Here is a 22,035-nt window from a genome sequence, read left to right as displayed (position 1 = left end):
CTCAGCTCTCCGTGTCGAGGTCGGCGCGGTAGACGAAGCGGAAGGTGCTGGTGATGAGGTCGAAGAGCTCCAGCATCGGCTCGACCAGGGCCAGTTGGGGTGTGCTGGCGCTGATGACGGCGACCTTCGGGTTGCCGCCCGGGAAAGGGATGAGGGTCTGCATCATCACCGCGCGATAACTACGGTTGTCGTCGGGGATCTCGATGTCCTCGATGCCTTCGGTGCGCGCGGCTTGGCCGGCGTCCGGCAGCTCCACGAGGCGCACGCGACGCCACGGATCGGTCGGCCGACGGCCGGGGGCGATCGGCGTCAGGACGCCCATGAGAGTGTCGAGTCCCGTGACGGCGGTCTCGCCGGTGGTCTCGTTCACCGCCGCGCTCACACTTACCGTGAGGCTGGCCACCATCGGCTCGTCGTCCACGATCTCGCACATCGATCCGGAGTAGACGACGTTGTTCTTGCGGGCCTCACGGGCCACCTTCTTCAGGGTCCTGACCAGATCGGCCTGGTGCTCGGCCAGCTCGGGCCGCTGTTTGACCCGCTCCGCCACCACCTCGCGGATCGAGCGGTTCACCGTGGCGGGGTGGACGTCGAACTCATACCAGGTACTGGGGACCTGGATGTTGATGCCGATGACGTCCCCGGGGGCCGCTCCGGCGAAGGGGTCCTCGGCGGAGGGCTCTTCGGTGCGGGGGGCGTCAGTTTCCACCGTTGCCCTCCTTCTCGTGCTTACGGACGGCGTTCCGGAGATCGACGTCGAGCTTGGTCATCTTGTCGACGATCTCCTGCGCCATCTTCGCCACGTTCTCGAGGCCGACGTCGATCTCCTTGCGGCCGTCCTTCCAGCCGTGCATGAAGTCTTCCATCGCGTCGAAGGCCGCGCTCGAGCCCAGCTCTCCGTTGCCCAGTTTCCGGTCGACCTGGCCGGTGTCGTCCATGCGCTGTTTGATCGACCGCAGTTGACCCGCCAAGTCGTCGAGCCCGGCGAGGCTCAGGGCCAGATCACCCTTGGACATGTTCGCTATCCCCCAATAGCCCGAATCGTTCCCTCGTCGCACAAGTCGCTTTCGCAATGCAGCCGTCAGAGCTTACTGCCCTTCTCTGACCCGATCACCAGCAACCGTTTCTTTGCACAGCCGACACGTTACAAGCGGACGCTGTGTCCATCCGCGACCTCCCGGCAAGCTGCGCATGCAACGCGGGGGCACGGAACTCGGGCGACGAAGGTTCACCGGTCACGACCGCTCACGCCGCCGAACCGACAGCGACCGTCCGCCCCTGACCGACGCACTCCAACTCCCCGACTCCGCCGACCGCCGTTCCCCGCCTCACCCTGCGCGTCTACAAGGTCGGCGCGCAGGGTGGTGACCGAGGACTACGGCAAGCTCTCGTTCCTGGCCAGCGGACGCGCCGAACCCGCGCCGCGCACATCGGCATACCCGACGTGCGCCTAGCCGAGATGCAAGGCACCGTGATAGCGAAACGGAACTCACACCTCGCGGCAGCCCGGACACAGCGCACCGGCACGCCTGAGACCGTCGTCCGTTCAGGCACGAACAGGACACAGGTCACACCTCCGTGCACCCCATGCGCCCAGAATTATCACCATTCACAGGGAAGTTCGCGCTGGCGAAACCGAGAACCTCCCCGATAGCGTCGGGTCTCTTGAATGGACTTTTTTCTCACGGGGAGTTCACTGTGAAGCGCCGCACCTTGCCCGCCGCCGCCGCGCTGGCGGCAACCGCAGCACTGCTGTTGACCGCCTGCGGCAGTGGGGACGACAAAGCCAGCGACAACGACAAGATCGCCGGCGCCGACCAGAACACGAAGACGCCGACGCCTTCGGCATCCGCTTCGGGAGCACCGGCAGAGGACAAGCCGGACGGCGTGGACGTGTCCCTGCCCAAGGACATGGACCTGACCATGGTCTTTGACTGGGGCAAGCCAAAGGACAAGAACGAGGCGGCGGCGATGGACGATGCCGCGAACTTCCTCCGCGCCATCTACCGGGGCATCGACAAGCGCTCGGCCAAGGACGCGGCCGTGACCACGTACGCCACTGGTGACGGGCTCCACTACGCGCAGGTGCAGATCAACTCCTGGATCAAGGGCGGCTGGACGGCGACCGGCACGGAGCGCCACTACGACGTCAGCACCCGGTCCACCACGAACGGCCAGGCCGTGGAGGTGGCGTTCTGTGTGGACTCAAGCAAGTTCTATGGCAAGGAGATCAAGACGGGGAAGGTCCTGAAGACTAAGCCCAGTCTCGCGGACTTCGACTACTTCAAGATCGTCATGGCCAAGTTCCCCACGGCCGATGACCTGTGGCAGGCGTCCAAGGTGTACGTCCAGACCAAGGCGGCGAAGTGCCAGTGAGCGGATCTCGACGCGTACTGCTCGGTACCGGGGCCCTGACTCTGCTTCTCAGCGTCTTCGTCCTCACAGAATCGGCCTACGCGGCAGGGCCGACGGGCAAGGACAAGGGCGCCGACACGGAACAGTCGGCCGGCAGCGACAACTCCAGCATCTACGCCGCCGCAAAGATCCAGTACTCCGGCGCCGTCACCAAGAACGGCAGCGCAGGAAACGTAACGTCCTCCGACGTCAACTGGACGCCCCCGCCCTGCTGGTACGCCCCCTACCTCGGTGCGAAGGACTTCAAGAAGAAGATGTCCGGGCAGATCGAGAGCGCCAAGAACACGCCCGGCATGGGCGGCACCGCGGGCGCGGCGATCGGCGAGATGCAGCGCCACTACGAGGACGACTACGGCTGGGCCGACACCCCCGGCTACAAGGACTACAACGTCGACAAGGACGGCAAGGGGATGTTCTGGGCCGCCGTCGAGAACCCCGACGAACCCGACATACTCAAGCGCAGCTCCTGCAACGACCTCCCCTTCTGGGTCGACAACGGCGACACCCCACCGGCCCAGTACGAAGAGGCCATCAAACCGGAGATCCTCGCCGCCCTCGCGTACCAGCGCATGCAACTGCCCGACACCAAGGTGACCCTCGCGCCCGAGGCCACCACCAAGGTGAACCTGCCGACATGGGCCTGGCTCGACAAGGCCGTCTTCGACGAGGTCCAGGCCACCGCGGCCATCAACGTCCCCGGCTTCGGCATCCAGGCAACGACCACCGCCAAGCCCGTCTCCCTCAAGCTCGAACCCGGCACCGCGGACGCCGAGACCTTCCCCGCCTCCGGCCAGTGCGCCATCAACCCCGACGGCTCCATCGGCCAGCCCTACGCCAAGGGAGACGCGGACAGAACGCCACCCTGCGGCATCAGGTACCTGCACTCCTCCGGCGACAGCGTCTTCAAGCTCCGGGCGACGATCACCTGGAAGATCTCCTGGACGGGCACCGGCGGCGCGGGCGGAGATCTGCCCGACGGCACCTTCGGCACCACCCAGGACGTCACCGTCCAGGAAATCCAAGCCGTCAATCGCTGATCAGACGCACGTGACCACGTCGGGGTGTCAGGTCAGGAGGGGCCCGAAAGCGGTGCCCCTCACACGATCCACCGCAACGACTCCGCGATCGACTCGCAGAGTCGGCGCATGGGGCCGGTCACTCCGCTGAGCGGCACCGCGAACGCCAGGGCCAGGTAGCCGACGCCTCCGGGCATCTGGACGTACAGGTCCAGAGTCGTCGGGCCGAGGACCCGCACGGTCTCCCCCGCGGGAAGGACGACGGTCGAGACCTCTGCGGCGGAGGCGTTCCGCACCTGCTTCGCTTCGAGCGATTCCTGGAGATCCCGGGGGGTCAGTCCCCCGGGGCGAGGGATCAAGGAGACGATGAGCGAGGCGGGCAGGATGCCGCCGCCGTCCAGCTCCGGTCTCAGGAAGAACTCCAGCGCACCGGTCCTGACCCCGGCCTCCGCGGTGTTGCGCAGGGTGGCCCAGGCCTCCTGCTTGAGTTCGGCCGGAACGTTCCTGCCCTCGGCCTGGTGGTCCACGAACGTCTTCAGCTGGGCACGCCAGCGGTCCTGGGTGAGATCGATGCGGAACCAGTCCCGGGGGACCAGGATCCGGTAGTCCTTGGGAGGTGCCGTGACATCGGGCTCCGCGGTCATCAGGACATCACCATCGGCTTGCCCGACTCGTTGAACAGGCGGACGCTCTTCACGACGCCGGCGAACATGGCTGAGAAGACCTCCCAGGCCTGTGGCGTGGGGGTACCCATCTCCAGGACCAGAACCGTCCCGTTGCTGAGCGGTATCTGGACCTGGATGAAGGAGGTCACCACCGGCTCGTCGGCTCCGGACGCGGTGAGACTGCCGGGAAGGCTGCCCTTCCGGGTCCCGATGCAGGAGACAGCAGGGCCGCACGGCAGCTCGATCTCGCTGACCTCTCCCATGTTGAGGTGACGCATCGTCGAGCCCAGGAACCCGACGGGATGGGTGCCGGCCCTCTCGTCCAGATCGGTCATGCTGACGGAAACCGTCGCCGTGCACCGCTCCCCGTCGACCTCTGTCAGGACGAAGCCTGAGTACTGGATACCGGCCTCGACGAAGGAGTCGTAGTGCGCGGCGACCATGACCGCCCACTCCAGTTGTACGTCGAAGGTGGCCTCCGGCATCACGGCGCGGGCCAGTTCGACAAGTTGCTCGGCGGTCTCGTCCAGGCTCTCCGAGTCCATCGGAATCTCGAAGAAGCCCTCCGGCATGATCCAGCGGACATCGATGCCCGGCCCACCGATGGAGCCCTGGACATCCTCTTCAGCTGCTACGGCGCTCACAACAGGCCTTCTCCATCGGTGGTTTCCGGTTCGTCCGCTTCGGGACGGAAGGTGGCCGCGAAGGGATACGGCCCGTAGTGGGGGTAGTGGGCAGGGATATCCGCCCCCTCCCTGCGCGCAAGATGCGCCAGCTCGCGATATCTCCGCGCCCGGGCACGGAGGTTCTGGCGGACAGGGTTGCCCCAGTGGGCCTTGGCGGTGCGTACGTACACGGCGAGCAGGATCAGGACGACGGCGGCGGCCACGGCCGCATAGGCAACGCGTGCGGTGCCCGACTCCCAGTACTGGACCACGCCACCCCAGTACACCGCCGCGCCGAAGCCGATGACGGCCAAGGGAGCACCGGTCTTGAAACCCGCATTGAACATCGCGGTCTCGTCCTCGTGCCGAAGCCGCAGCATACGAAGGACCGCTCCGTCGTCCAGGAAGTCGAAGCGGAGTTCTCTGCCCGACCGGTCTGCGAGCGCCTTGGCGGCAGATACGGCGGCGATGACCTCGCCGGGGACGAGCCGGACAGGATCCGTGCCCCTGCGGCCGACGAACTCCCCTTCGCCGAGGTCAGTCGAGTCGCTCACTTGGATCGACCTCCTTTCGTGCGGTGTGCACCTGCTTCGGAACCACCACGGCTACGCGGCGAGAGCCGCGTGGAACGGCTTCGGCGAAGGCTGGGGCGACGGGCTCGGGGTCGGCGTCGGCTTGGCCGTTTCCGGCTCCTGATAACCAGTGGTCCCGCCGTTCTCACCGCTGAACATCCGGTGGAGCGCGCTCGCCAGGCCGTTCCCCTTGATGACCGCCGTGATCTGCTTTCCGCCGATGGGTGCGAACTTCTCCGGCAGACCGGCGATGTTCAGCCGCTGCCCGAGTTTGAGGCCTTGGGAAAGGACCTTGTTCGTCATGCTCACACTGAGGCCGTTGAGAAAGTTGTGCCCGACACCGTCGAGCCCTCGAAGGGAGGCCTCGCCCCAGGTGCCGACCTTGCCGAAGGCCTTGAGCTTGGCCAGTCCCCTGAGTTTGGCCACGGCCTTGAAACCCTTGAGCGCGCCGAGCCCCGGGAGGACTCCGAGGAAGTCCGTTCCCAGCTTCAGCCAGTTGACCTTTCCACCGCGCACCGTCATGTCGTAGGCGTGACCGGCCAGGGCCGCCGCACTGGTGAGCACCGCGAGGGTGGCGAAGATGGGCACCAGGAACTGCAGCGGCGGGATGAACGCACAGACGACCGCGAGGACGGAGAGGATCGCGGAGATGTTGGAGAACGTGTCCGCCCAGTCGGCGAGCCAGTTCATGAATCCGCCCGGGTCGCGCACCGCGTCGTGGTGGACCACATCCTTGATTCGGCGGGCGGCACGGTCTCCAGCGTCGTCGAAGATGTCCCTGGCGTCCTTGACTTCCTTACGTGCCTGGCCGATGCGGTGCAGCGCCTCGTCGCGCTTCCTCTCCCAGCGCTCGTACTCGGGCTTGTCCGCCTCGGGTATCTGGCTGACGAGGTATTTGTCCGTGAACTTCTTCATTTCCCGGTCGGCCAGATCGTGATCGGACTTGGCCTCCCGGTAATCCGCCAAGGCCTTGTCGGCCTTCTTCTGAGCCCGGTGCAACTCTCCGGCGAATTCCTTTGATTCACCTTCGGCCACCTTGGTACCCACGGCCTTGGACGCCTCGTCGTACCGCTCGAACGCCTTCTTCAGCCGGTCGCCGGCTCCGTCCGCGATCTCGTTGAAGGCTCGGCCGGCATCACTGTCCCAGCCCTCCACCGAGGACAGCGCCTTGATGACCCGCGCCTGTTCGTCGATCATGTCAGCCATCTGCCGCAACTTCCGCCCGAGGGCGGCGACTTCGTCAGGATCGCCCGGTGTGGGGTCCTCGTCCCACAGCGGCGGCCAGTCACCGGATCGCCTGCTCACTTCTTGCCCTTCCCCGTGTTATCGGCAATTGCCTTGGCCAACTCGTGGTCGATCTCTTCGTACTTCTGGGCCGCGGCTCCGGTGTACTCGGCCAGCTTCTTCAGTTCCTTCGACAGTTTCTTCCGTGTCTTCTTCCACGTGGTACTGAAGTCGTCGAAGGCGTCTTTCAAGCCACCGTGCCCCAGTTCGTCCTCGTAACCGTCCGAGGGGTTCCCGTGCTGGTCAAACTCGTTGTGGAGCTTGCCCAGCGTCCGAGAGCACCCCTTGATCATGTCGAGGTCGTACCTGATTCTGTCCGCCATTGAAAAAATCCCCCATCATGGACATGAGACACTGCCGCGAGACTTCCTTCGGCAAACGACTTGGAAGGTGGAACGGATTTGTCCACGAGCACCGACCGCACCGTACGGGACCGACTCGGCGTATCGCCCGACGCAGCAGCCTGGTGCACGATCGGCAAGATCCCCGAGCCTCCTGCCGAAGCGCACCGGGCAGCAGGATCCGGGCCGTTGCGTCCTGCCTCCATACGACCGCTCGGCATGCTCGGCGTCGCTCTGGGATCGCCCCTGCTGTTCATCGGCAAGCTGCTGAGTCTCCTCGGCGCCGGTGAGGAGGCCCTCAAGCGCATGCTGTCGACCACAGGGGAACAGGAGCGCCACCGCGCCGCGAAACTCGACGAGAAGCGGCGGGACCAGGCCGTCGTGGAACTCGGTCTCGACAGGACCTTCGACGGTGACTGGAACGGGGCCGCCGGCCGCTTCCTCCTGCAGTGGTACAGCCATTCCTCCCACCACCAACGCCTGGTCGCCCTTGCCGGGGACCGCATCCTGCTGGCCGCTCCGCCCACCCGCGTGTCCATCCGCCGGGACGCACTCATGCGGGTCGTCGCCGAGATTCCGGCCGGGGACGCCACCCTCGCCGACCCCCTCCCCGCGTTCGAGAACGACCGGCTGCTCCTGCGCTTCAAGGACGGTTCGTGGCTCACGCTCACGACCGAGGAGTGGCGCAGCGAGCTGCACACCTACCTGATGCGTCGTCCGCAACCGGGCGAGACCCAGGCCACCGAGGCCTGACAGCCGGGTGCGACGGAGCACTTGACGCACTCCGTCGCACCCAGTCGTTCGAAGACCTCGGACTTTACTAACCCTTGGCCTGCTTGGCCAACTGGTCGTCCAGCTGCTCGTACGCTTCCTTGGCCTTCTTCAGGAAGTCCGAGAGGCCGTGCAGGCCCTGGATCGTCTTCGTCGCGCCCTTCGTGAAGTCCTTCATGGAGTCGTCGTACGCTCCCGAGGCCTTCTGGGTGGTGAAGCCCTCCTCCACCAGTGCCGAGACACGCTTCTCGATGTTCTTGATCTTGTCCTCGAGCTCGTGCATGTCCTTGATCAGGTCGCCTGCGACCTTCTCCATCTCGGCATAAGTAAGGTCCGTGTCTTTGCCCTTGCCCATGTCGGCATCCCTCCCGTTGTGTTGTGGCCGCCCCAGGGCTCGCCCCCGTGGCTTGCTCGGACGGATCGGCCGGTCCTGACCCGGCCGTCCCATGAGCAAAGATCCTACGGGTGGGAGGCACGTGGCCGCAGGGGCCTCGTGCGAGGGAATCGTGAACCGGCGCAATCCCGTTGCGCCCGGGAAAGCCCGTCCGGCTAAGGTCACACCGAATGTGCCGGGCCTGCGAGGAGGACGAACGTGCGCCTGAGTCTGACCGTCGTCGACCCGGTCGGCGGTGCCACCGCCGACGTCGTACTCGACGCCGATCCCGAGTCGACGGTCGGCGACGTGGCCCGGGAGCTGGCCGGGCAGGTCGGTCTGCGCTACCCGGACAGCGGCGAGGTCGCCCAGGTCATACCCATCGGCGCCCCCAGGGGTGCCGCGGCCGTCCGGACGGCCGGTCCCCTCGCCTACGTCGACGGCTATGCCCTCGACCCCGCCGCCACCGTCGTCGGCTCGCCGTTGCGCGACGGTGTCGTCGTCAGCCTGCACGACCCCGCCGGGTGTCTGCTCGGCGAGCCCACCGGCATCGTGGAGTTCCGGGTCGCGGGCGGTCCCGCGGCCGGTGCCGTGCACCGGCTCGGAGTCGGGCGGTACGACATCGGCACCGGCCCCGCCTCGCACATCCGCGTCGAGGACCCGGAGTTGCCGGCCCGCGCCGCCACCCTCACCATCGCCATCGACGGCACCTGCAAGGTGCAGACACACACGGACAGGGCCAGACTGGACGGCGAGGAGTTCGAGAGCGGCGGTGACTGGCCGCTCGACACCCAACTCGCGCTCGGCAACTCCCTGTTGGAGATCACCGGGTACGCCCCGCCCAACGCCGCCCTCAAGTGGTCCGACGACGGTGCCGGACTCGACTACAACCGGCCCCCGCGGCTGCGCCCCGCCGAGCACCAGACGCACTTCTCGCTCCCGAACCCGCCCGGCGACTACGAGGCCCGCCCGCTGCCCTGGCTGATGGCGCTGCTGCCGCTCGTCGGTGCCGTCGTCTCCGTGATGATGTTCGGGCGCTGGTACTACCTGATCATGGCCGTGATGAGCCCGGTCATGCTCTTCGGCAACTACTTCATGGACAAGAAGCACGGGCGCAAGTCCCATGCCAAGCAGCTGAAGGAGTACAAGGAGCACAAGGGGCGGATCGAGAACGACGCCCAGGACGCCCTGAAGACCGAACGGAGCGACCGGCGGGCCGCCGTGCCCGACCCCGCCGCCGTGCTGACGTACGGCACCGGGCCGCGCACCCGGCTCTGGGAGCGGCGCCGCACCGACGCCGACCATCTGCTGATCCGTTTCGGCACCGGGCGCGTGCCCTCCGAGGTCGAGCTCGACGACCCCGAGCAGGACGAGCACAAGCGCAAGGTCCGCTGGTACATCGAGGACGCCCCGGTCGCCCTGTCGCTGCGCGACCTCGGGGTGATCGGCGTGGCCGGGCCCGGTGACGCCGCGCATGCGCTGGGGCGGTGGGCGGTCGCCCAGACCGCCGTTCTGCACAGCCCGATGGACGTGCAGTTCTACGTCCTCACCGACAACGACGCCGGGGCCCGCTGGGACTGGGTGCGCTGGCTGCCGCACTCCCGCCCGGGCGGCGGTCAGGACGTGAACGTCCTGATCGGCACCGACTCGGAGACGGTCGCCGCCCGCGTCGGCGAGCTCACCCAGCTCCTGGACGGCCGGCAGAAGGCCCTTCAGCAGGGCGGGCGCAGCAAGACCGACGGGCCCGCCTTCTCCGATCCGGACATCGTGATCGTGTGGGACGGGTCGCGGCGGCTGCGGTCCATGCCGGGTGTGGTGCGGCTGCTGAAGGAGGGTCCGGGGGTGGCGCTGCGCTCCATCTGCCTCGACGAGGAGGAGCGGTTCCTGCCGGGCGAGTGCCAGGGCGTCGTCGTCGCCGAGCCGGTGGCGGCCAAGAACGCGCCCGCGACGGCCGTGGCGCAGCAGGCCGCCGGAGGGTTCCCGTCCTTCCAGGCCTGGCACCCGCAGGCCCAGCAGGCCGAGGAACAGGCGTCGCAGGACCTGGAGTTGCGGCTGCGGGTCGAGCAGAGCGGGGCGCTGCGCAAGCGCGACGTACGGCCCGACTTCGTCTCCCCCGCCTGGTGCGCCCGGCTCGCCCGCTCCCTCTCCCCGCTGCGTGACATCAGCGGGGAGGCCGAGGACTCGGCGCTGCCCGCCGCCAGCCGGCTGCTCGACGTGCTCCAGCTGGAGCCGCCGAACCGGGACGCGATCGCCGCGCGGTGGCGGATGGGCGGACAGTCGACGATGGCGGTCATCGGGGAGTCGTACGACGGCCCGTTCGGCATCGACCTGCGGCGAGACGGGCCGCACGGCCTCATCGCCGGTACGACCGGTTCCGGCAAGTCCGAGCTGCTGCAGACCATCGTGGCGGCGCTGGCGGTGGCGAACACGCCGGAGAACATGACCTTCGTGCTCGTCGACTACAAGGGCGGCTCGGCGTTCAAGGACTGTGTGAAGCTGCCGCACACCGTGGGCATGGTCACCGACCTCGACGCGCACCTCGTGGAGCGGGCGCTGGAGTCGCTGGGCGCGGAGCTGAAGCGCCGTGAGCACATCCTCGCCGCCGCCGACGCCAAGGACATCGAGGACTACCAGGACCTGGTGCGCCGCAACCCCTCGCACCCGCCGGTCCCCCGACTCCTCATCGTCATCGACGAGTTCGCGTCGATGGTGCGGGACCTTCCCGACTTCGTCACGGGCCTGGTGAACATCGCCCAGCGAGGCCGGTCCCTCGGGATCCACCTCCTGCTGGCCACGCAGCGGCCCTCCGGTGTGGTCTCCCCGGAGATCCGCGCGAACACCAACCTGCGGATCGCGTTGCGGGTGACCGACGCGGGTGAGTCGACCGACGTCATCGACGCGCCCGACGCCGGGCACATCGCCAAGAGCACGCCGGGCCGGGCGTACGTCCGGCTCGGGCACGCCTCGCTGATCCCCTTCCAGTCGGGCCGGGTCGGCGGCCGGCGGCCCGGTGCGGCCGACCCCGCGACCCTGGCGCCCTGGGCCGGGGCGCTGTCCTGGCAGGACCTCGGGCGGGCCGCGCTGCGCAAGCCCAAGTCCGAGGCCAAGGAGGACGACGAGATCACCGACCTGAAGGTGCTGGTCGACGCCGTGCGCGAGGCCAACGCCGCGCTCGCCATCCCGGCCCAGCACTCGCCGTGGCTGCCCGCCCTGGACGACATGCTGCTGCTGGACGACGTGCCGGCCGTGCAGGCACAGGGTGCGCTGCCCGCCGCCCCGTACGGGGTCGAGGACCTGCCCGCCGACCAGGCCCGCCGTGCGGTCGCCGTCGACTTCGCGAGCTTCGGGCACCTCATCGTCGCCGGTGCCCCGCGCACCGGACGCTCGCAGGTGCTGCGCACCATCGCGGGGTCACTGGCCCGCACCAACTCCTGTGCGGACGTGCACCTGTACGGCATCGACTGCGGCAACGGCGCGCTCAACGCGCTGACCCGGCTGCCGCACTGCGGTGCGGTCGTCGGCCGTAACCAGACCGAGCGCGTGGAGCGGCTCATGGCCCGCCTCTCCGGCGAGCTGACCCGACGTCAGGAGCTGCTGGCCGACAAGGGGTTCGCGGACATCGGCGAGCAGCGGGCCGCCGTGCCCGAGGCGGAGCGGCTGCCGCACATCGTGCTGCTCCTGGACCGCTGGGAGGGCTGGCTGCCCACCCTCGGCGAGCTGAACCACGGTGATCTCACCGACCAGATCATGGTGATGATGCGGGAGGGCGCGAGCGTCGGCATCCATCTCGTGCTCACCGGTGACCGGCAGATCCTGGCCGGGCGGATCTCGTCCCTCACCGAGGACAAGTACGGTCTGCGGCTGGCCGACCGCGCGGACTTCTCGATGCTGGACATCAACTCCCGCAAGGTGCCCGAGGAGATCCCGCCCGGGCGCGCCTTCCGCAGTGAGACGGCCGCCGAGACGCAGTTCGCGCTGCTGTCCGCGGACACCACCGGGCAGGGGCAGGCCGCCGCGATCGTCGCGATCGGCGAGGCGGCCCAGACCCGGGACGCCCAGGTGCCGCGCGCCCGGCGCCCGTTCCGGGTGGACGTGCTGCCCGGCCGGATCTCCTTCGAGGATGCCTGGGCGATGCGGGATCCCGCCACGGCGGCTTCGCCGCTGTGGGCCCTGGTGGGTGTCGGCGGCGACGAACTGACCGCCTTCGGGCCGGACCTGGCGCAGGGCGTGCCGGCCTTCGTGATCGGCGGTCCCGCCAAGTCCGGGCGTTCCACGACCCTGTTGGGCTTCGCCCGCTCCTACCTGGCCAACGGCGTGCGGATCGTCGTCGCCGCGCCGCGGATGTCGCCGCTGCGCGAACTCGAGGGTCAGGAAGGCGTGTTGAAGGTCTTCACCGGGCGGGACATCGACGAGGACGAGCTGACCGAGGTCATCGCGTCGGCGTCCCGGGCCGAGCCGATCGTCGTGCTGGTCGACGACGCCGAGGTGCTGGACGACTGCGACGCCGAGGACGTCTTCAAGCGGATCGTCGAGAGCGGCGCCGAGGAGGGTCTCGCCGTGGTCATCGCCGGTGACGAGGACGAGATCTGCGACGGCTTCTCCGGCTGGCAGGTCGACGCGAAGAAGGCCCGCCGGGGCATTCTGCTCTCCCCGCAGGAGTCCGGCTCCGGCGAGCTGATCGGCATCCGGACGACCCGCAACATGGTCGGCGGACCCGTCACCCCCGGCAAGGGCATGCTGCACCTGGGCAGCGGGGAGCACGTCACGGTGACCACCCCGCAGTAGTCCTGAGTCCTAGGGCGGTCCGGCGGTCCGGCGGTCCGGCGGTCCGGCGGTCCGGCGGGGGGCTCAGTCCCCCGCCCTCGACATGACCGCCACCGGATTTCCCTCCGCCGAGCTGTCCGACGTGTAGATCAGCTCGCCGTCGCTCGGGGTCAGGTACACCGTGGTGGCGTCCGGGTCGCAGCCGTCGTGGTTGCCCTCGACGCCCTTCGATGTCGCGACGAGCTTCTTGGCGGTGACCGAGGTCAGGGTGAGCACGTCCGTGCAGACGCCGCCCAGCTGGTCGGTCTGGCGCAGGCGGCCCAGCTCCCGGCCGACCTCGGTCTGCCGGACGGTGACCCGGAAGGTGCCGATGGGCAGATTGCCGTCCAGGGCGGTGGCCGAGCCCTCCCAGGTGCCCAGGTAGGCGGCCGGGACGGGCCCACTGCCCGACGAGGACGACGACGCCGAGGGGGAGGTGGCAGAGGCGCCGGTGTCGCTGTTCGGGCCGCCGTCGCCGCCGCCGAGGTACGGCTTCAGCAGGAACCCGGCCCCGACCGTCACCACCGCCAGCGCCCCGGCCACCGCGAGGGCGACCGTGCAGCTCACCCGGCGGCCGCGCCCGCCCTCCCCGGCCGGTACGGCGGTCGCGGCGACGCTCACCGAGACCTTCCCCGGGGGGACGCCCGGGGACACGGCGTCACGCGGCTCGGGTACGACCGCGGGGGGCACCGTCGGCGGCGGCCCGAACTCCCCTGCCGTCACCGGAAGGCCGGCGGCGACGCCCACGGGAACGCCCGCAGAAGCATCCGTAGGAACACCCCTGGGCGCGTCCACCGAAGGCGTGCTGAACTCCACCGGACCGGACCCCGGTACGGCCGCCTCCGTCACCTCCAGGTTCAGCACCTCCACCGCGCTCCGGCTGACCCGCTCCACCAGCGCCCCCGGCAGCCAGCCGCCCGTCACCAGCCGCGCGGCCCCCTCCGGAGCCAGCCGCCGGGCCACCTCGCCGGGGGCCGGCCGCGCTCCCGCCTCCTTCACCAGGCAGGCCTCGGTGACCTCCCGCAGCTCTCCGCTCAGGGAGCCGAGTTCGGGTTCCTCGTGGACGACCTTGTAGAGGAGGGCGGCGGACGAGTCGCCGGGAAAGGGCGGTGCGCCGTTCGCCGCGTAGGCCAGCACCGCGCCGAGCGAGAAGACGTCCGCGGCGCCGGTGACGCCCTTGCCGAGGATCTGCTCGGGCGACATGTATCCCGGTGAGCCGATCGACACGCCCGACGACGTCAGCGAGGCCGTGCCGTCCGTGGCCCGGGCGATGCCGAAGTCGATGAGCAGCGGGCCGTCGAGGGTCAGCAGCACGTTGGACGGCTTCACGTCCCGGTGCACGAGCCCCAGCTCGTGGACGGCGGCCAGCGCCTCCGCGAGGCCCGCGCCCAGCGCCCGTACCGAATGCGCGGGCAGCGGGCCGCCGTCCACGACGGCGGCCGCCAGGGACGGGCCCGCCGCGTAGGCCGTGGCGACCCAGGGCACCGGCGCGTCCGGGTCGGCGTCCAGGACGGGTGCCGTCCAGGCGCCGCCGACCCGCCGGGCGGCCGCCACCTCGCGGCGGAAGCGGGCCCGGAACTCCTCGTCCAGGGCGAAGTGCGGATGCACGATCTTGACCGCGACGGTCCGGCCGCCGGCCGAACGGCCCAGATAGACGCGGCCCATGCCGCCGGAGCCGAGCCGGCCGAGCAGCCGGTACGGTCCGACGGTCGTAGGTTCGTCACCCGCGAGCGGCTGCATGTCCCCACCCCCCAGTAAGTCCGGGCAGCAGCCTATTGCCTGTCAGGCCTCCAGCAGATCGACCTTCACATCCGCCGCGAACCCGGTCGTCGGGCCGACGCGGCGGGCGAACTCCTCGACCGCGGCCAGCTGTGGCGCGCCGAAGCTGAAGTCGAGGGTGGTGAAGTACTGGGCCAGGGTCGCCTCGTCGAAGGCCTCCCAGCGGGCGGCCTGTTCGGCGACCTTGGCGACCTCCTCCAGGGAGAGGTTGCGGGAGTCCAGGAAGGCGCCGTGCACCTCGCGGGTGATGTGCGGCTCGCGCTCCAGGTAGTCCCGGCGCGCCGCCCACACCGCGAAGACGAACGGCAGTCCCGTCCACTCCTTCCAGAGCGCGCCGAGGTCGTGCACCTGGAGGCCGAAGCGCGGGGCGTCCAGCAGGTTGGCGCGCAGGGCCGCGTCGCCGATGAGCACCGCCGCCTCCGCCTCCTGCATCATCAGGCTGAGGTCGGGCGGGCAGGTGTAGTAGTCGGGCTGGACGCCGTAGCGGTCGGCGAGCAGCAGCTGGGCCAGGCGGACCGAGGTGCGCGAGGTCGAGCCGAGGGCGACCCGGCGGCCGTCCAGCTGGTCCAGCGGCACCTGCGACACGATCACGCAGGACATCACCGGGCCGTCGCAGCCGACGGCGATGTCCGGGAAGGCCACCAGGTCGCCGGCGTTGCGCAGGAACTCGACGAGGGTGATGGGCCCGATGTCGAGGTCGCCGCGCACCAGCTGCTCGCTGAGCTTCTCAGGGGTGTCCTTGGTCAGCTCGAAGTCGAGAAGGGTGCCGGTTCTCGCGAGCCCCCAGTAGAGGGGCAGGCAGTTCAGGAACTGGATGTGGCCGACGCGCGGCCGGGTGCGAGAATTGTCCACATCGCGACACTAGACCCCATGAGGTACGGTGCTGAGACCGCCCCCGCCGTTGGCACCGAAGCCACCCCGGGCGTCAACCCACTCGCGAGGCCGTTCAAACGTCCGGGTGACGTGATCTTGGCCTCTGTTGCTTTCGGCTGCCCACATGCTAGGCTCGCCGCAAGTTGCAGTTTGGTTTCCCTTGCAGTACAGAGCCTGCGGAGCATGTAACCGCGGGCTCTCGTCGTTTTCAGACGTATGCAGTTGTGCGGCACTTAGTTTGTTTTCACACTTGCAGGTTCTGGAGCAGGGCGACCCTTTTGAGCCCAAGGAGGGCTTATGGCTACCGGAACCGTTAAGTGGTTCAACGCCGAAAAGGGCTTTGGCTTCATTGCCCAAGAGGGCGGCGGCCCGGACGTCTTCGTTCACTACTCCGCGATCAACGCGAGCGGCTTCCGCTCGCTCGAGGAGAACCAGCAGGTGAGCTTCGACGTCACGCAGGGTCCGAAGGGCCCGCAGGCGGAGAACGTCACCCCCGTCTGATCTCACTGATCCAGACACCCCAGAGTCTGATCTCAGACTGAGTGCAGTACCCAAGGAGCCCCGCGCCTTCCGGCGACGGGGCTCCTGCCTTTTCCCGGCCGCCGTATCGCGGGGATATTCCGCATTCCCGTGAGCGCCGAAATCCGGGACCATGTTCGCACGCGTGACACGGCACGTTCGGCCAGACAATCCCCGAAGTCCAAGGGGGGCCGTTCTCAGGGGCGACCGTTGTCAGTGGGGCCATTGTCCGTGGCCACCGCTCCCCGTGGCGGCCATTGCCCGTAGGCACCGTTGCCCGTGGGGGCCATGCCCGTAGCTACCGCTGCCCGTGGCGGCCATTGCCCGTGGCGGCTGTTGTCAGTGGCGGCTGTTGTCAGTGGCGACCATTGCCCGTAGCCACCGCTGCCCGTGGCGGCCTTTGTCAGTGGCGGCCGCTAGCGTCCGCGGGCATGACTGCCGACTTTCTCGCCGCCACCCGTACCTTCTACGACACGGTCGCCGAGGACTACGCCGACCACTTCCGTACCGATCTCGCCGACAGGCCCCTGGAGCGGGCCCTGCTGGCCGCGTTCGCCGAGTGGGTGGGTGAGGGCGGCGAGGTGGCCGACCTGGGCTGCGGGCCCGGCCGGGTCACCGCCCGGCTGGCCGGGCTCGGCCTGTCGGTCTTCGGGCTCGACCTGTCGGAGTCGATGCTCGCCGTCGCCCGCCGGGAGAACCCCGGCCTCCGCTTCGTACCGGGCTCGATGCTGGACCTGGCGGTGGCCGACGGGGCGCTGGACGGGGTGTTGTGCTGGTATTCGTCCATCCACACGCCCGACGAGCGGTTGCCGGCGCTGTTCGGGGAGTTCCGGAGGGTGCTGCGGCCGGGCGGCCGGCTGCTGCTCGCGTTCCAGGCGGGTGACGTGGCACGGCGGCTGGAGGACCCGTGGGGGCATCCGGTGGCGCTGGACTTCGAGCGGCGGCGGCCGGAGACCATGGCACGGCTGCTGACGGAGGCCGGCTTCACGCTCCACTCCAGCACCCTGCGGGAGGCCGACACCGCCCTCGGTGAAACGAGCCCCCAGGCGTTCCTGTTCGCACGAACCGGTACGGAGTGACCGGTACAGAGTGAGAGGACCTCACCTGCCGGAGAGACGCTCGCGCAGCAGCTCCCGCATGGTCACCGGTTCACGGCCGATCAGCTTCGCCAGGGTCGGGTCGGCGGTCGCGAACTCGCCCTCGCGGGCCGCGGTGAAGATGCTCAGGAGCTGACCGGCCGTCTCGGCCGGGACGCCGCCGGCCACCAGATGGGCGCGGTACGCGTCGTCGGGTGCGGTGGTCCTGGTGATGGTGCGGCCGGTGAGTTCGGCCGCGACGGCGGCGAGGTCGGTGAACGTCAGCGCCTCGGGTGCGGTGAGCGGGGGCGTCGGGCCCTCGAAGCGGCCCTCGTCGGCGAGGATCACGGCGGCCGCCTCCGCCAGGTCCGCGTGGGCTGTCCAGCAGACCGGGCCGTCGGCCGGCAGGGTGATCTCACCGGACTCCAGGCCCTGGGCGAGGAAGTGCAGCCCGCTGGACGCGTGGAAGCCGTTGCGGAGGGAGGTCCAGGCGACGCCCGAGGCGGCCAGGGCCTCCTCCGTGGCCGCGTGGTCGCGGCAGGCCTGGAACCGGGAGGTGGGGCTCGCGCCCATCTGGGCGGTGTAGACGATACGGCGGACGCCGGCCGCGACGGCCGCGTCGACCGCGGTGCGGTGCTGCCGTACGGTCTCCTCGCCCATCCGGTCGACGGAGACGATCAGGATCTGGGACGCGCCCTCGAAGGCGTTGGCCAGGTCGGCCGGTTCGGTGAAGCTGCCCTGCCGCACCCGCACCCCCCGGTCCGCGAGGGACCGCGCCTTGCGGGGGTCGCGGACGCTGACGCCGACCCCCTCTGCCGGTACACGGTCCAGCAGCCGCTCCACGACCTGGCTCCCGAGCTGTCCGGTGGCTCCGGTCACGATGATCACGATGTTCTCCAGAAGGTCGGTGTCGGAGTTGGTATCGATGGAAACAGCCTCAGAGTAACATCGATACTAACGATGGAATCAAGAGCGCGATATCGTTGATATATGGCTTCCGGATCACACGACACGCCCCCCGCCGCCACCGGCTCCGCGCCGGACACCCGTCAGCGCGTCATCGACGCCGCCATCGGGCTGCTGGAGCGCGACGGGCGGGACGCCGTCACCACCCGGGCGGTCGCCGTCGCGGCGGGGCTGCAGCCCCCGGCCCTCTACCGGCTGTTCGGCGACAAGGAGGGACTGCTGGACGCGGTGGCCGAGCACGGCTTCGCCACGTTCCTCGCGAGCAAGCACGTCGACCCGGACCCCGAGGACCCGATCCAGGACCTGCGAGACGGCTGGGACTTGGCGGTCCAGTTCGGCCTGGAGAACCCGGCGCTCTACTCGCTGATGTACAGCGACGCCACGCGCAGCGACTCGGCCGCCTTCCGGACCGGGCTGGAGATCCTTCGGGGGCGGGTACGACGGCTCGCCGCCGGCGGTCGGCTACGGGTCGGCGAGACCCTCGCGGCCAACGTCATCCACGCCACGGCCCGCGGCGCCGCCCTCACCTGGCTGTCGATGCCGGAGTCCGAGCGCGACCCGGCTCTGCTGACAACTCTTCGCGAGGCCATGGTCACGGCCGTCACCGACGAGAAGCCGGCCGTCCGCACCGCGGGTCCGGCCGGCGCCGCCCGCGCCCTGCGCGCCGGCCTCACCGACCAGACACCCCTCAGCCCCGCGGAGCGACACCTCCTGACCGAATGGCTGGACCGCCTGGCCGACGGCGCCTAGGGCTCCGGTCGGCTACCTCTCCCTCGTGTAGAGGCTCTCGATCTCGGTCGCGAAGTCCTTCATGACCGCGTCCCGGCGGAGCTTCATCGAGGGGGTCAGATGCCCGGCCTCCTCGGTGAAGTCGACGGGGAGCATCGCGAAGCGGCGGATGGACTCGGGGCGGGAGACCAGCTTGTTGGCCTCGTCGACGGCCCGTTGCAGGATCGCCTGCAACTCCGTGTCGTCCAGCAGGAGTTCCGGGGGCACCGGGTGCTTGCCGTTCATCTGGCGCCAGTGGGTGAGGCCGTCCCGGTCGAGGGTGATCAGCGCGCTGACGTACGGCAGTCCGTCGCCGACCAGCATCACCTGGGAGATCAGCGGGTGGGAGCGGAGCCAGTTCTCCAGCGGGGCGGGGGCCACCGACTTGCCTCCGGCGGTGATCAGCATCTCCTTCTTGCGGCCGGTGATGGTGAGGTAGCCCTCGTCGTCGAGTTCGCCGATGTCGCCGGTGGCCAGCCAGCCGTCCCGGGTCGCCGGGACGACCCCGCCGGCCTGCGGGTCCCAGTAGCCGCGCAGCACATGGTCGCCGGCGACCAGGATCTCGCCGTCGGCGGCGATCCGGACCTTGGTGCCGGGCATCGGCCAGCCGACCGTGCCCAGCCGGGGTTTGAGCGGCGGGGTGACGGTGGAGGCGGCGGTCGTCTCGGTCAGGCCGTAGCCCTCGTAGACCTCGATGCCGGCGCCGGCGTAGAACGCGGCGAGCCGGCGGCCCAGCGGGGAGCCGCCGCAGATGATGTGCCGGACCCGGCCGCCCATGGCGGCGCGGATACGGCGGTACACCAGCGGGTCGTAGAAGGCGCGGGCGGTCTTCAGGGCGCGGCCGGGGCCGCTGCCGGTGCCGGTCTGGCTGGCCTCCAGGGCCTCGCCGTACCGCTGGGCGACCCCGGTGGCCCGGTCGAAGACCGCGACCCGGCCGCCCGCCTCCGCCTTCGCCCGGGCGGTGTTGAAGACCTTCTCCAGCATGTAGGGGATGGTGAGGAGGCAGGTCGGTCTGAAGGCGGCCAGGTCCGGGAGCAGGTCCTCGGCCTTGAGGCTGGGGGCGTGGCCGAGGCGGACCCCGGCTCGGATACAGGCGATCGCCACCATCCGCCCGAAGACATGGGACATGGGCAGGAAGAGGAGGATGGACACCTCCTCGTCGTTGCGGGCCTTGAAGATCGGGTAGAGGAGTTCGATCGCGTTGTCGACCTCGGCGAAGAAGTTGCCGTGCGAGAGCGCGCAGCCCTTGGGGCGGCCGGTGGTGCCCGAGGTGTAGATGAGGGTGGCGATCGTGTCGGGGCCCAGCATGCCGCGCCGGACGCCCACTTCGGCGTCCTGGATGTGGCCGCCCGCCTCCGCGAGCCGGTCCACGTGTCCCTTCTCCATCACCCACAGGTGGCGCAGGTCTGGCAGCCGGTCCATCTCGGGACCGAGCGCGGCGGCCTGTGCGGAGGTCTCGGTGACCAGGGCCACGGCACCGGAGTCGTGCAGGATCCAGCGGGTCTGGAAGACCGACGAGGTCGGATAGACCGGGACGGTCACCAGGCCGGCCGCCCAGGCACCGAAGTCGAGGAGCGTCCACTCGTACGTCGTCCGGGCCATGACGGCGATCCGGTCGCCCGGCATCAGCCCTTCCGCTATCAGCCCTTTGGCCACCGCCAGCACCTGCGCGGCGAACTGGGCGGCCGTCACCTGCTCCCAACGGCCCTCGTCCGTGGCCGGCTTGCGGCTGAGCACGATCGTGCCGGGTTCCAACTCCGCGTTCTCGAACGGCAGGTCGGCGAGCGAGCCGTGCCGGACCGGCGGCGCGAACGGTGGCACGGAGGCCTCCCGCACCACCCCGTCCAGCCGCTGGACGAGGGGTTCGACCAGGATCGGCTTCCCGTCGTAGTCCGTGGCCTGGACCGCGGCGGCCGGGGAGACGGGGACGGCGTTCTGGAAAGACGAAGTGGACACGGGGCGGCTCCTCGGGCGTGCAGCGAGTGACTGCTTGCTGCATGTCGTACGCGCCTCGCGCACCGAGGCGTTCACCGGGACCGGTCCTCAGCATGGCGTTACCGGCGGTTAGGTCTGGAGATCGTACGGGGCCGCTGTGGCGGGGATGTGGGGTTTCGGGGATGGTCCGGGGCCGGGCCTGTGCAATCCCGAAGGTTACGTGAGGGTCTCTCACATTAGGCCCCACTTCCGGGCCTTTACAGCCGTGACATAGACTTACCTTCGGTAACCTTACTCCAAAGTAAGCACTGGGGGCCAGATCCTCGCCGGCGCTGAAAGGTGAACCCCGTGATCGTGCTCAGCAGCGCGCCCTCCCTCACGCCGCTTCTCGCACGCGGTGCCCTGCTGTCGCCGTTCAAGAAGCCCGCCGCCGGTGCCGCGTTCCCTCGTACCCGGCTGGTCCTTCCCGGGCTCCGGCCCGATCTCGGCAGGCTCGCCGCCTACGAACGCGTCTGCGGGTTCGCCACCGGCGAGGAGGGCATGCCGATCACCTATCCGCACGTGCTCGGGTTTCCGCTCGCCATGCGGCTGATGAGTGAGCGGGAGTTCCCGCTGCCCCTGCTGGGGCTGGTGCACACGTCCGTCGACATCTCCCGGCACGCGGAGATGCCGGCCGGTGGGACGTACGAACTCTCCGTCCACGTCGCCGGGTTGGGCCCGCACCGGCGGGGGACCGAGGCCGTCGTCGTCACCGAGGTGCGGCACGGGGAGGCCGTCGTATGGGAGTCGCGGAGCAGGTATCTGGCGCGGCATCCGACCTCGCGGACGACCGAGGCCGCCCGGGCGGAGCAAGCACCGCTGCCCGCCGTCGCCCAGTGGCGGATCGCCGCCGACGTCGGTCGGCGGTACGGGGCCGCCTCCGGGGACCGGAACCCCATTCATCTGCACCCGCTCACCGCGCGGCCCTTCGGGTTTCCCCGGGCCATCGCGCACGGCATGTGGACCGCGGCCCGGTGTCTCGCCGCCCACGGGGTGCCGGAACGCGCGCGGGTGGAGGCGGAGTTCAGGACGCCGGTACTGCTGCCGGGGACGGTCACCTACGCGGCGGAGGGGGGACGGTTCGAGCTGCGCGGCGCGTCGGGCCGGGTGCACGTGGCGGGCCGTGTCCGGCGGCACGCCGGCTGACCAACCCCCCGGCCCCTTCCGGCACAACG

20 protein-coding genes are annotated in these 22,035 nt (G+C 69.7%); 8 read left to right on the top strand and 12 right to left on the bottom strand.

Going from position 1 to position 22,035, the window contains the following annotated elements; all coding sequences use genetic code 11:
* Position 1: 1 nt before the first annotated feature.
* Together ACZ4N4_RS41385 and ACZ4N4_RS41380 are read right to left on the bottom strand one after the other, a co-directional pair.
* The gene (locus ACZ4N4_RS41385; protein WP_467598862.1) at positions 2-709 is read right to left on the bottom strand and encodes a hypothetical protein; all 708 of its coding nucleotides are present in this window, start codon (positions 707-709) and stop codon (positions 2-4) included.
* Complete coding sequence (locus ACZ4N4_RS41380) at positions 699-1,016, bottom strand: hypothetical protein (protein ID WP_467598860.1); 318 nt, start codon at positions 1,014-1,016, stop codon at positions 699-701. The genes ACZ4N4_RS41385 and ACZ4N4_RS41380 overlap by 11 nt, the downstream gene beginning before the upstream one ends.
* A gap of 682 nt (positions 1,017-1,698) precedes the next feature.
* On the opposite strand from ACZ4N4_RS41380, the gene ACZ4N4_RS41375 reads away from it, so the two are divergent.
* Together ACZ4N4_RS41375 and ACZ4N4_RS41370 are read left to right on the top strand one after the other, a co-directional pair.
* Complete coding sequence (locus tag ACZ4N4_RS41375; RefSeq protein ID WP_467598857.1) at positions 1,699-2,376, top strand: hypothetical protein; 678 nt, start codon at positions 1,699-1,701, stop codon at positions 2,374-2,376.
* The gene (locus ACZ4N4_RS41370) at positions 2,367-3,452 is read left to right on the top strand and encodes a hypothetical protein (protein ID WP_467598854.1); all 1,086 of its coding nucleotides are present in this window, start codon (positions 2,367-2,369) and stop codon (positions 3,450-3,452) included. Before ACZ4N4_RS41375 ends, ACZ4N4_RS41370 begins: the two co-directional genes overlap by 10 nt.
* 59 nt (positions 3,453-3,511) lie before the next feature.
* On the opposite strand, the gene ACZ4N4_RS41365 is transcribed toward ACZ4N4_RS41370, so the two are convergent.
* The 5 genes from ACZ4N4_RS41365 to ACZ4N4_RS41345 are packed head-to-tail and all read right to left on the bottom strand — an operon-like array spanning position 3,512 to position 6,940.
* A complete protein-coding gene (locus tag ACZ4N4_RS41365; protein ID WP_467598851.1) occupies positions 3,512-4,075 on the bottom strand; it encodes a hypothetical protein in 564 nt (187 codons plus the stop codon).
* Complete coding sequence (locus ACZ4N4_RS41360; protein ID WP_467598848.1) at positions 4,075-4,740, bottom strand: hypothetical protein; 666 nt, start codon at positions 4,738-4,740, stop codon at positions 4,075-4,077. Before ACZ4N4_RS41360 ends, ACZ4N4_RS41365 begins: the two co-directional genes overlap by 1 nt.
* Positions 4,737-5,315, bottom strand: coding sequence for a hypothetical protein (locus tag ACZ4N4_RS41355; RefSeq protein WP_467598845.1), 579 nt, complete (start codon positions 5,313-5,315; stop codon positions 4,737-4,739). The genes ACZ4N4_RS41360 and ACZ4N4_RS41355 overlap by 4 nt, the downstream gene beginning before the upstream one ends.
* Before the next feature lie 51 nt (positions 5,316-5,366).
* On the bottom strand, positions 5,367-6,638 hold the full coding sequence (locus tag ACZ4N4_RS41350) for a putative T7SS-secreted protein (RefSeq protein WP_467598842.1): 1,272 nt from the start codon (positions 6,636-6,638) through the stop codon (positions 5,367-5,369).
* Positions 6,635-6,940, bottom strand: coding sequence for a hypothetical protein (locus tag ACZ4N4_RS41345; protein ID WP_467598839.1), 306 nt, complete (start codon positions 6,938-6,940; stop codon positions 6,635-6,637). The genes ACZ4N4_RS41350 and ACZ4N4_RS41345 overlap by 4 nt, the downstream gene beginning before the upstream one ends.
* 78 nt (positions 6,941-7,018) lie before the next feature.
* Between ACZ4N4_RS41345 and ACZ4N4_RS41340 the strand changes: the two genes are divergently transcribed.
* Positions 7,019-7,711 (top strand): hypothetical protein, encoded by a 693-nt coding sequence (locus ACZ4N4_RS41340; RefSeq protein WP_467598836.1) that lies wholly within the window; start codon positions 7,019-7,021, stop codon positions 7,709-7,711.
* A gap of 67 nt (positions 7,712-7,778) precedes the next feature.
* Here the strand turns inward: ACZ4N4_RS41340 and ACZ4N4_RS41335 are convergent, their stop codons facing one another.
* Positions 7,779-8,084 (bottom strand): WXG100 family type VII secretion target, encoded by a 306-nt coding sequence (locus ACZ4N4_RS41335; RefSeq protein WP_351317920.1) that lies wholly within the window; start codon positions 8,082-8,084, stop codon positions 7,779-7,781.
* 237 nt (positions 8,085-8,321) lie between these two features.
* On the opposite strand from ACZ4N4_RS41335, the gene ACZ4N4_RS41330 reads away from it, so the two are divergent.
* Complete coding sequence (locus ACZ4N4_RS41330; RefSeq protein ID WP_467598833.1) at positions 8,322-12,887, top strand: FtsK/SpoIIIE domain-containing protein; 4,566 nt, start codon at positions 8,322-8,324, stop codon at positions 12,885-12,887.
* A 63-nt stretch (positions 12,888-12,950) separates the two neighbouring features.
* Here ACZ4N4_RS41330 and ACZ4N4_RS41325 read toward each other — a convergent pair whose 3' ends face one another.
* A complete protein-coding gene (locus tag ACZ4N4_RS41325; RefSeq protein ID WP_467598830.1) occupies positions 12,951-14,645 on the bottom strand; it encodes a serine/threonine-protein kinase in 1,695 nt (564 codons plus the stop codon).
* Positions 14,646-14,687: 42 nt separating this feature from the next.
* Positions 14,688-15,536 (bottom strand): menaquinone biosynthetic enzyme MqnA/MqnD family protein, encoded by an 849-nt coding sequence (locus ACZ4N4_RS41320; RefSeq protein ID WP_360489078.1) that lies wholly within the window; start codon positions 15,534-15,536, stop codon positions 14,688-14,690.
* Positions 15,537-15,854: 318 nt separating this feature from the next.
* Between ACZ4N4_RS41320 and ACZ4N4_RS41315 the strand changes: the two genes are divergently transcribed.
* Both ACZ4N4_RS41315 and ACZ4N4_RS41310 read left to right on the top strand, forming a co-directional pair.
* The gene (locus ACZ4N4_RS41315; protein ID WP_003992177.1) at positions 15,855-16,058 is read left to right on the top strand and encodes a cold-shock protein; all 204 of its coding nucleotides are present in this window, start codon (positions 15,855-15,857) and stop codon (positions 16,056-16,058) included.
* Positions 16,059-16,507: 449 nt separating this feature from the next.
* The gene (locus ACZ4N4_RS41310) at positions 16,508-17,155 is read left to right on the top strand and encodes a class I SAM-dependent methyltransferase (RefSeq protein WP_467598827.1); all 648 of its coding nucleotides are present in this window, start codon (positions 16,508-16,510) and stop codon (positions 17,153-17,155) included.
* A 21-nt stretch (positions 17,156-17,176) separates the two neighbouring features.
* Here the strand turns inward: ACZ4N4_RS41310 and ACZ4N4_RS41305 are convergent, their stop codons facing one another.
* Positions 17,177-18,040 (bottom strand): NmrA family NAD(P)-binding protein, encoded by an 864-nt coding sequence (locus ACZ4N4_RS41305; protein WP_467598824.1) that lies wholly within the window; start codon positions 18,038-18,040, stop codon positions 17,177-17,179.
* A 102-nt stretch (positions 18,041-18,142) separates the two neighbouring features.
* On the opposite strand from ACZ4N4_RS41305, the gene ACZ4N4_RS41300 reads away from it, so the two are divergent.
* The gene (locus ACZ4N4_RS41300; protein WP_467598821.1) at positions 18,143-18,868 is read left to right on the top strand and encodes a TetR/AcrR family transcriptional regulator; all 726 of its coding nucleotides are present in this window, start codon (positions 18,143-18,145) and stop codon (positions 18,866-18,868) included.
* A 12-nt stretch (positions 18,869-18,880) separates the two neighbouring features.
* Here the strand turns inward: ACZ4N4_RS41300 and ACZ4N4_RS41295 are convergent, their stop codons facing one another.
* Positions 18,881-20,761, bottom strand: coding sequence for an AMP-dependent synthetase/ligase (locus tag ACZ4N4_RS41295; RefSeq protein WP_467599116.1), 1,881 nt, complete (start codon positions 20,759-20,761; stop codon positions 18,881-18,883).
* Between the two features lie 399 nt (positions 20,762-21,160).
* Here ACZ4N4_RS41295 and ACZ4N4_RS41290 point away from each other — a divergent pair, with 399 nt between their 5' ends.
* Positions 21,161-22,006 (top strand): MaoC family dehydratase, encoded by an 846-nt coding sequence (locus ACZ4N4_RS41290; protein ID WP_467598818.1) that lies wholly within the window; start codon positions 21,161-21,163, stop codon positions 22,004-22,006.
* The last annotated feature ends 29 nt before the right edge of the window (positions 22,007-22,035 follow it).

The sequence above is a fragment of the Streptomyces sp. NPDC026538 genome (assembly GCF_055567535.1).
This window is presented reverse-complemented; position numbering and strand designations above follow the sequence as displayed.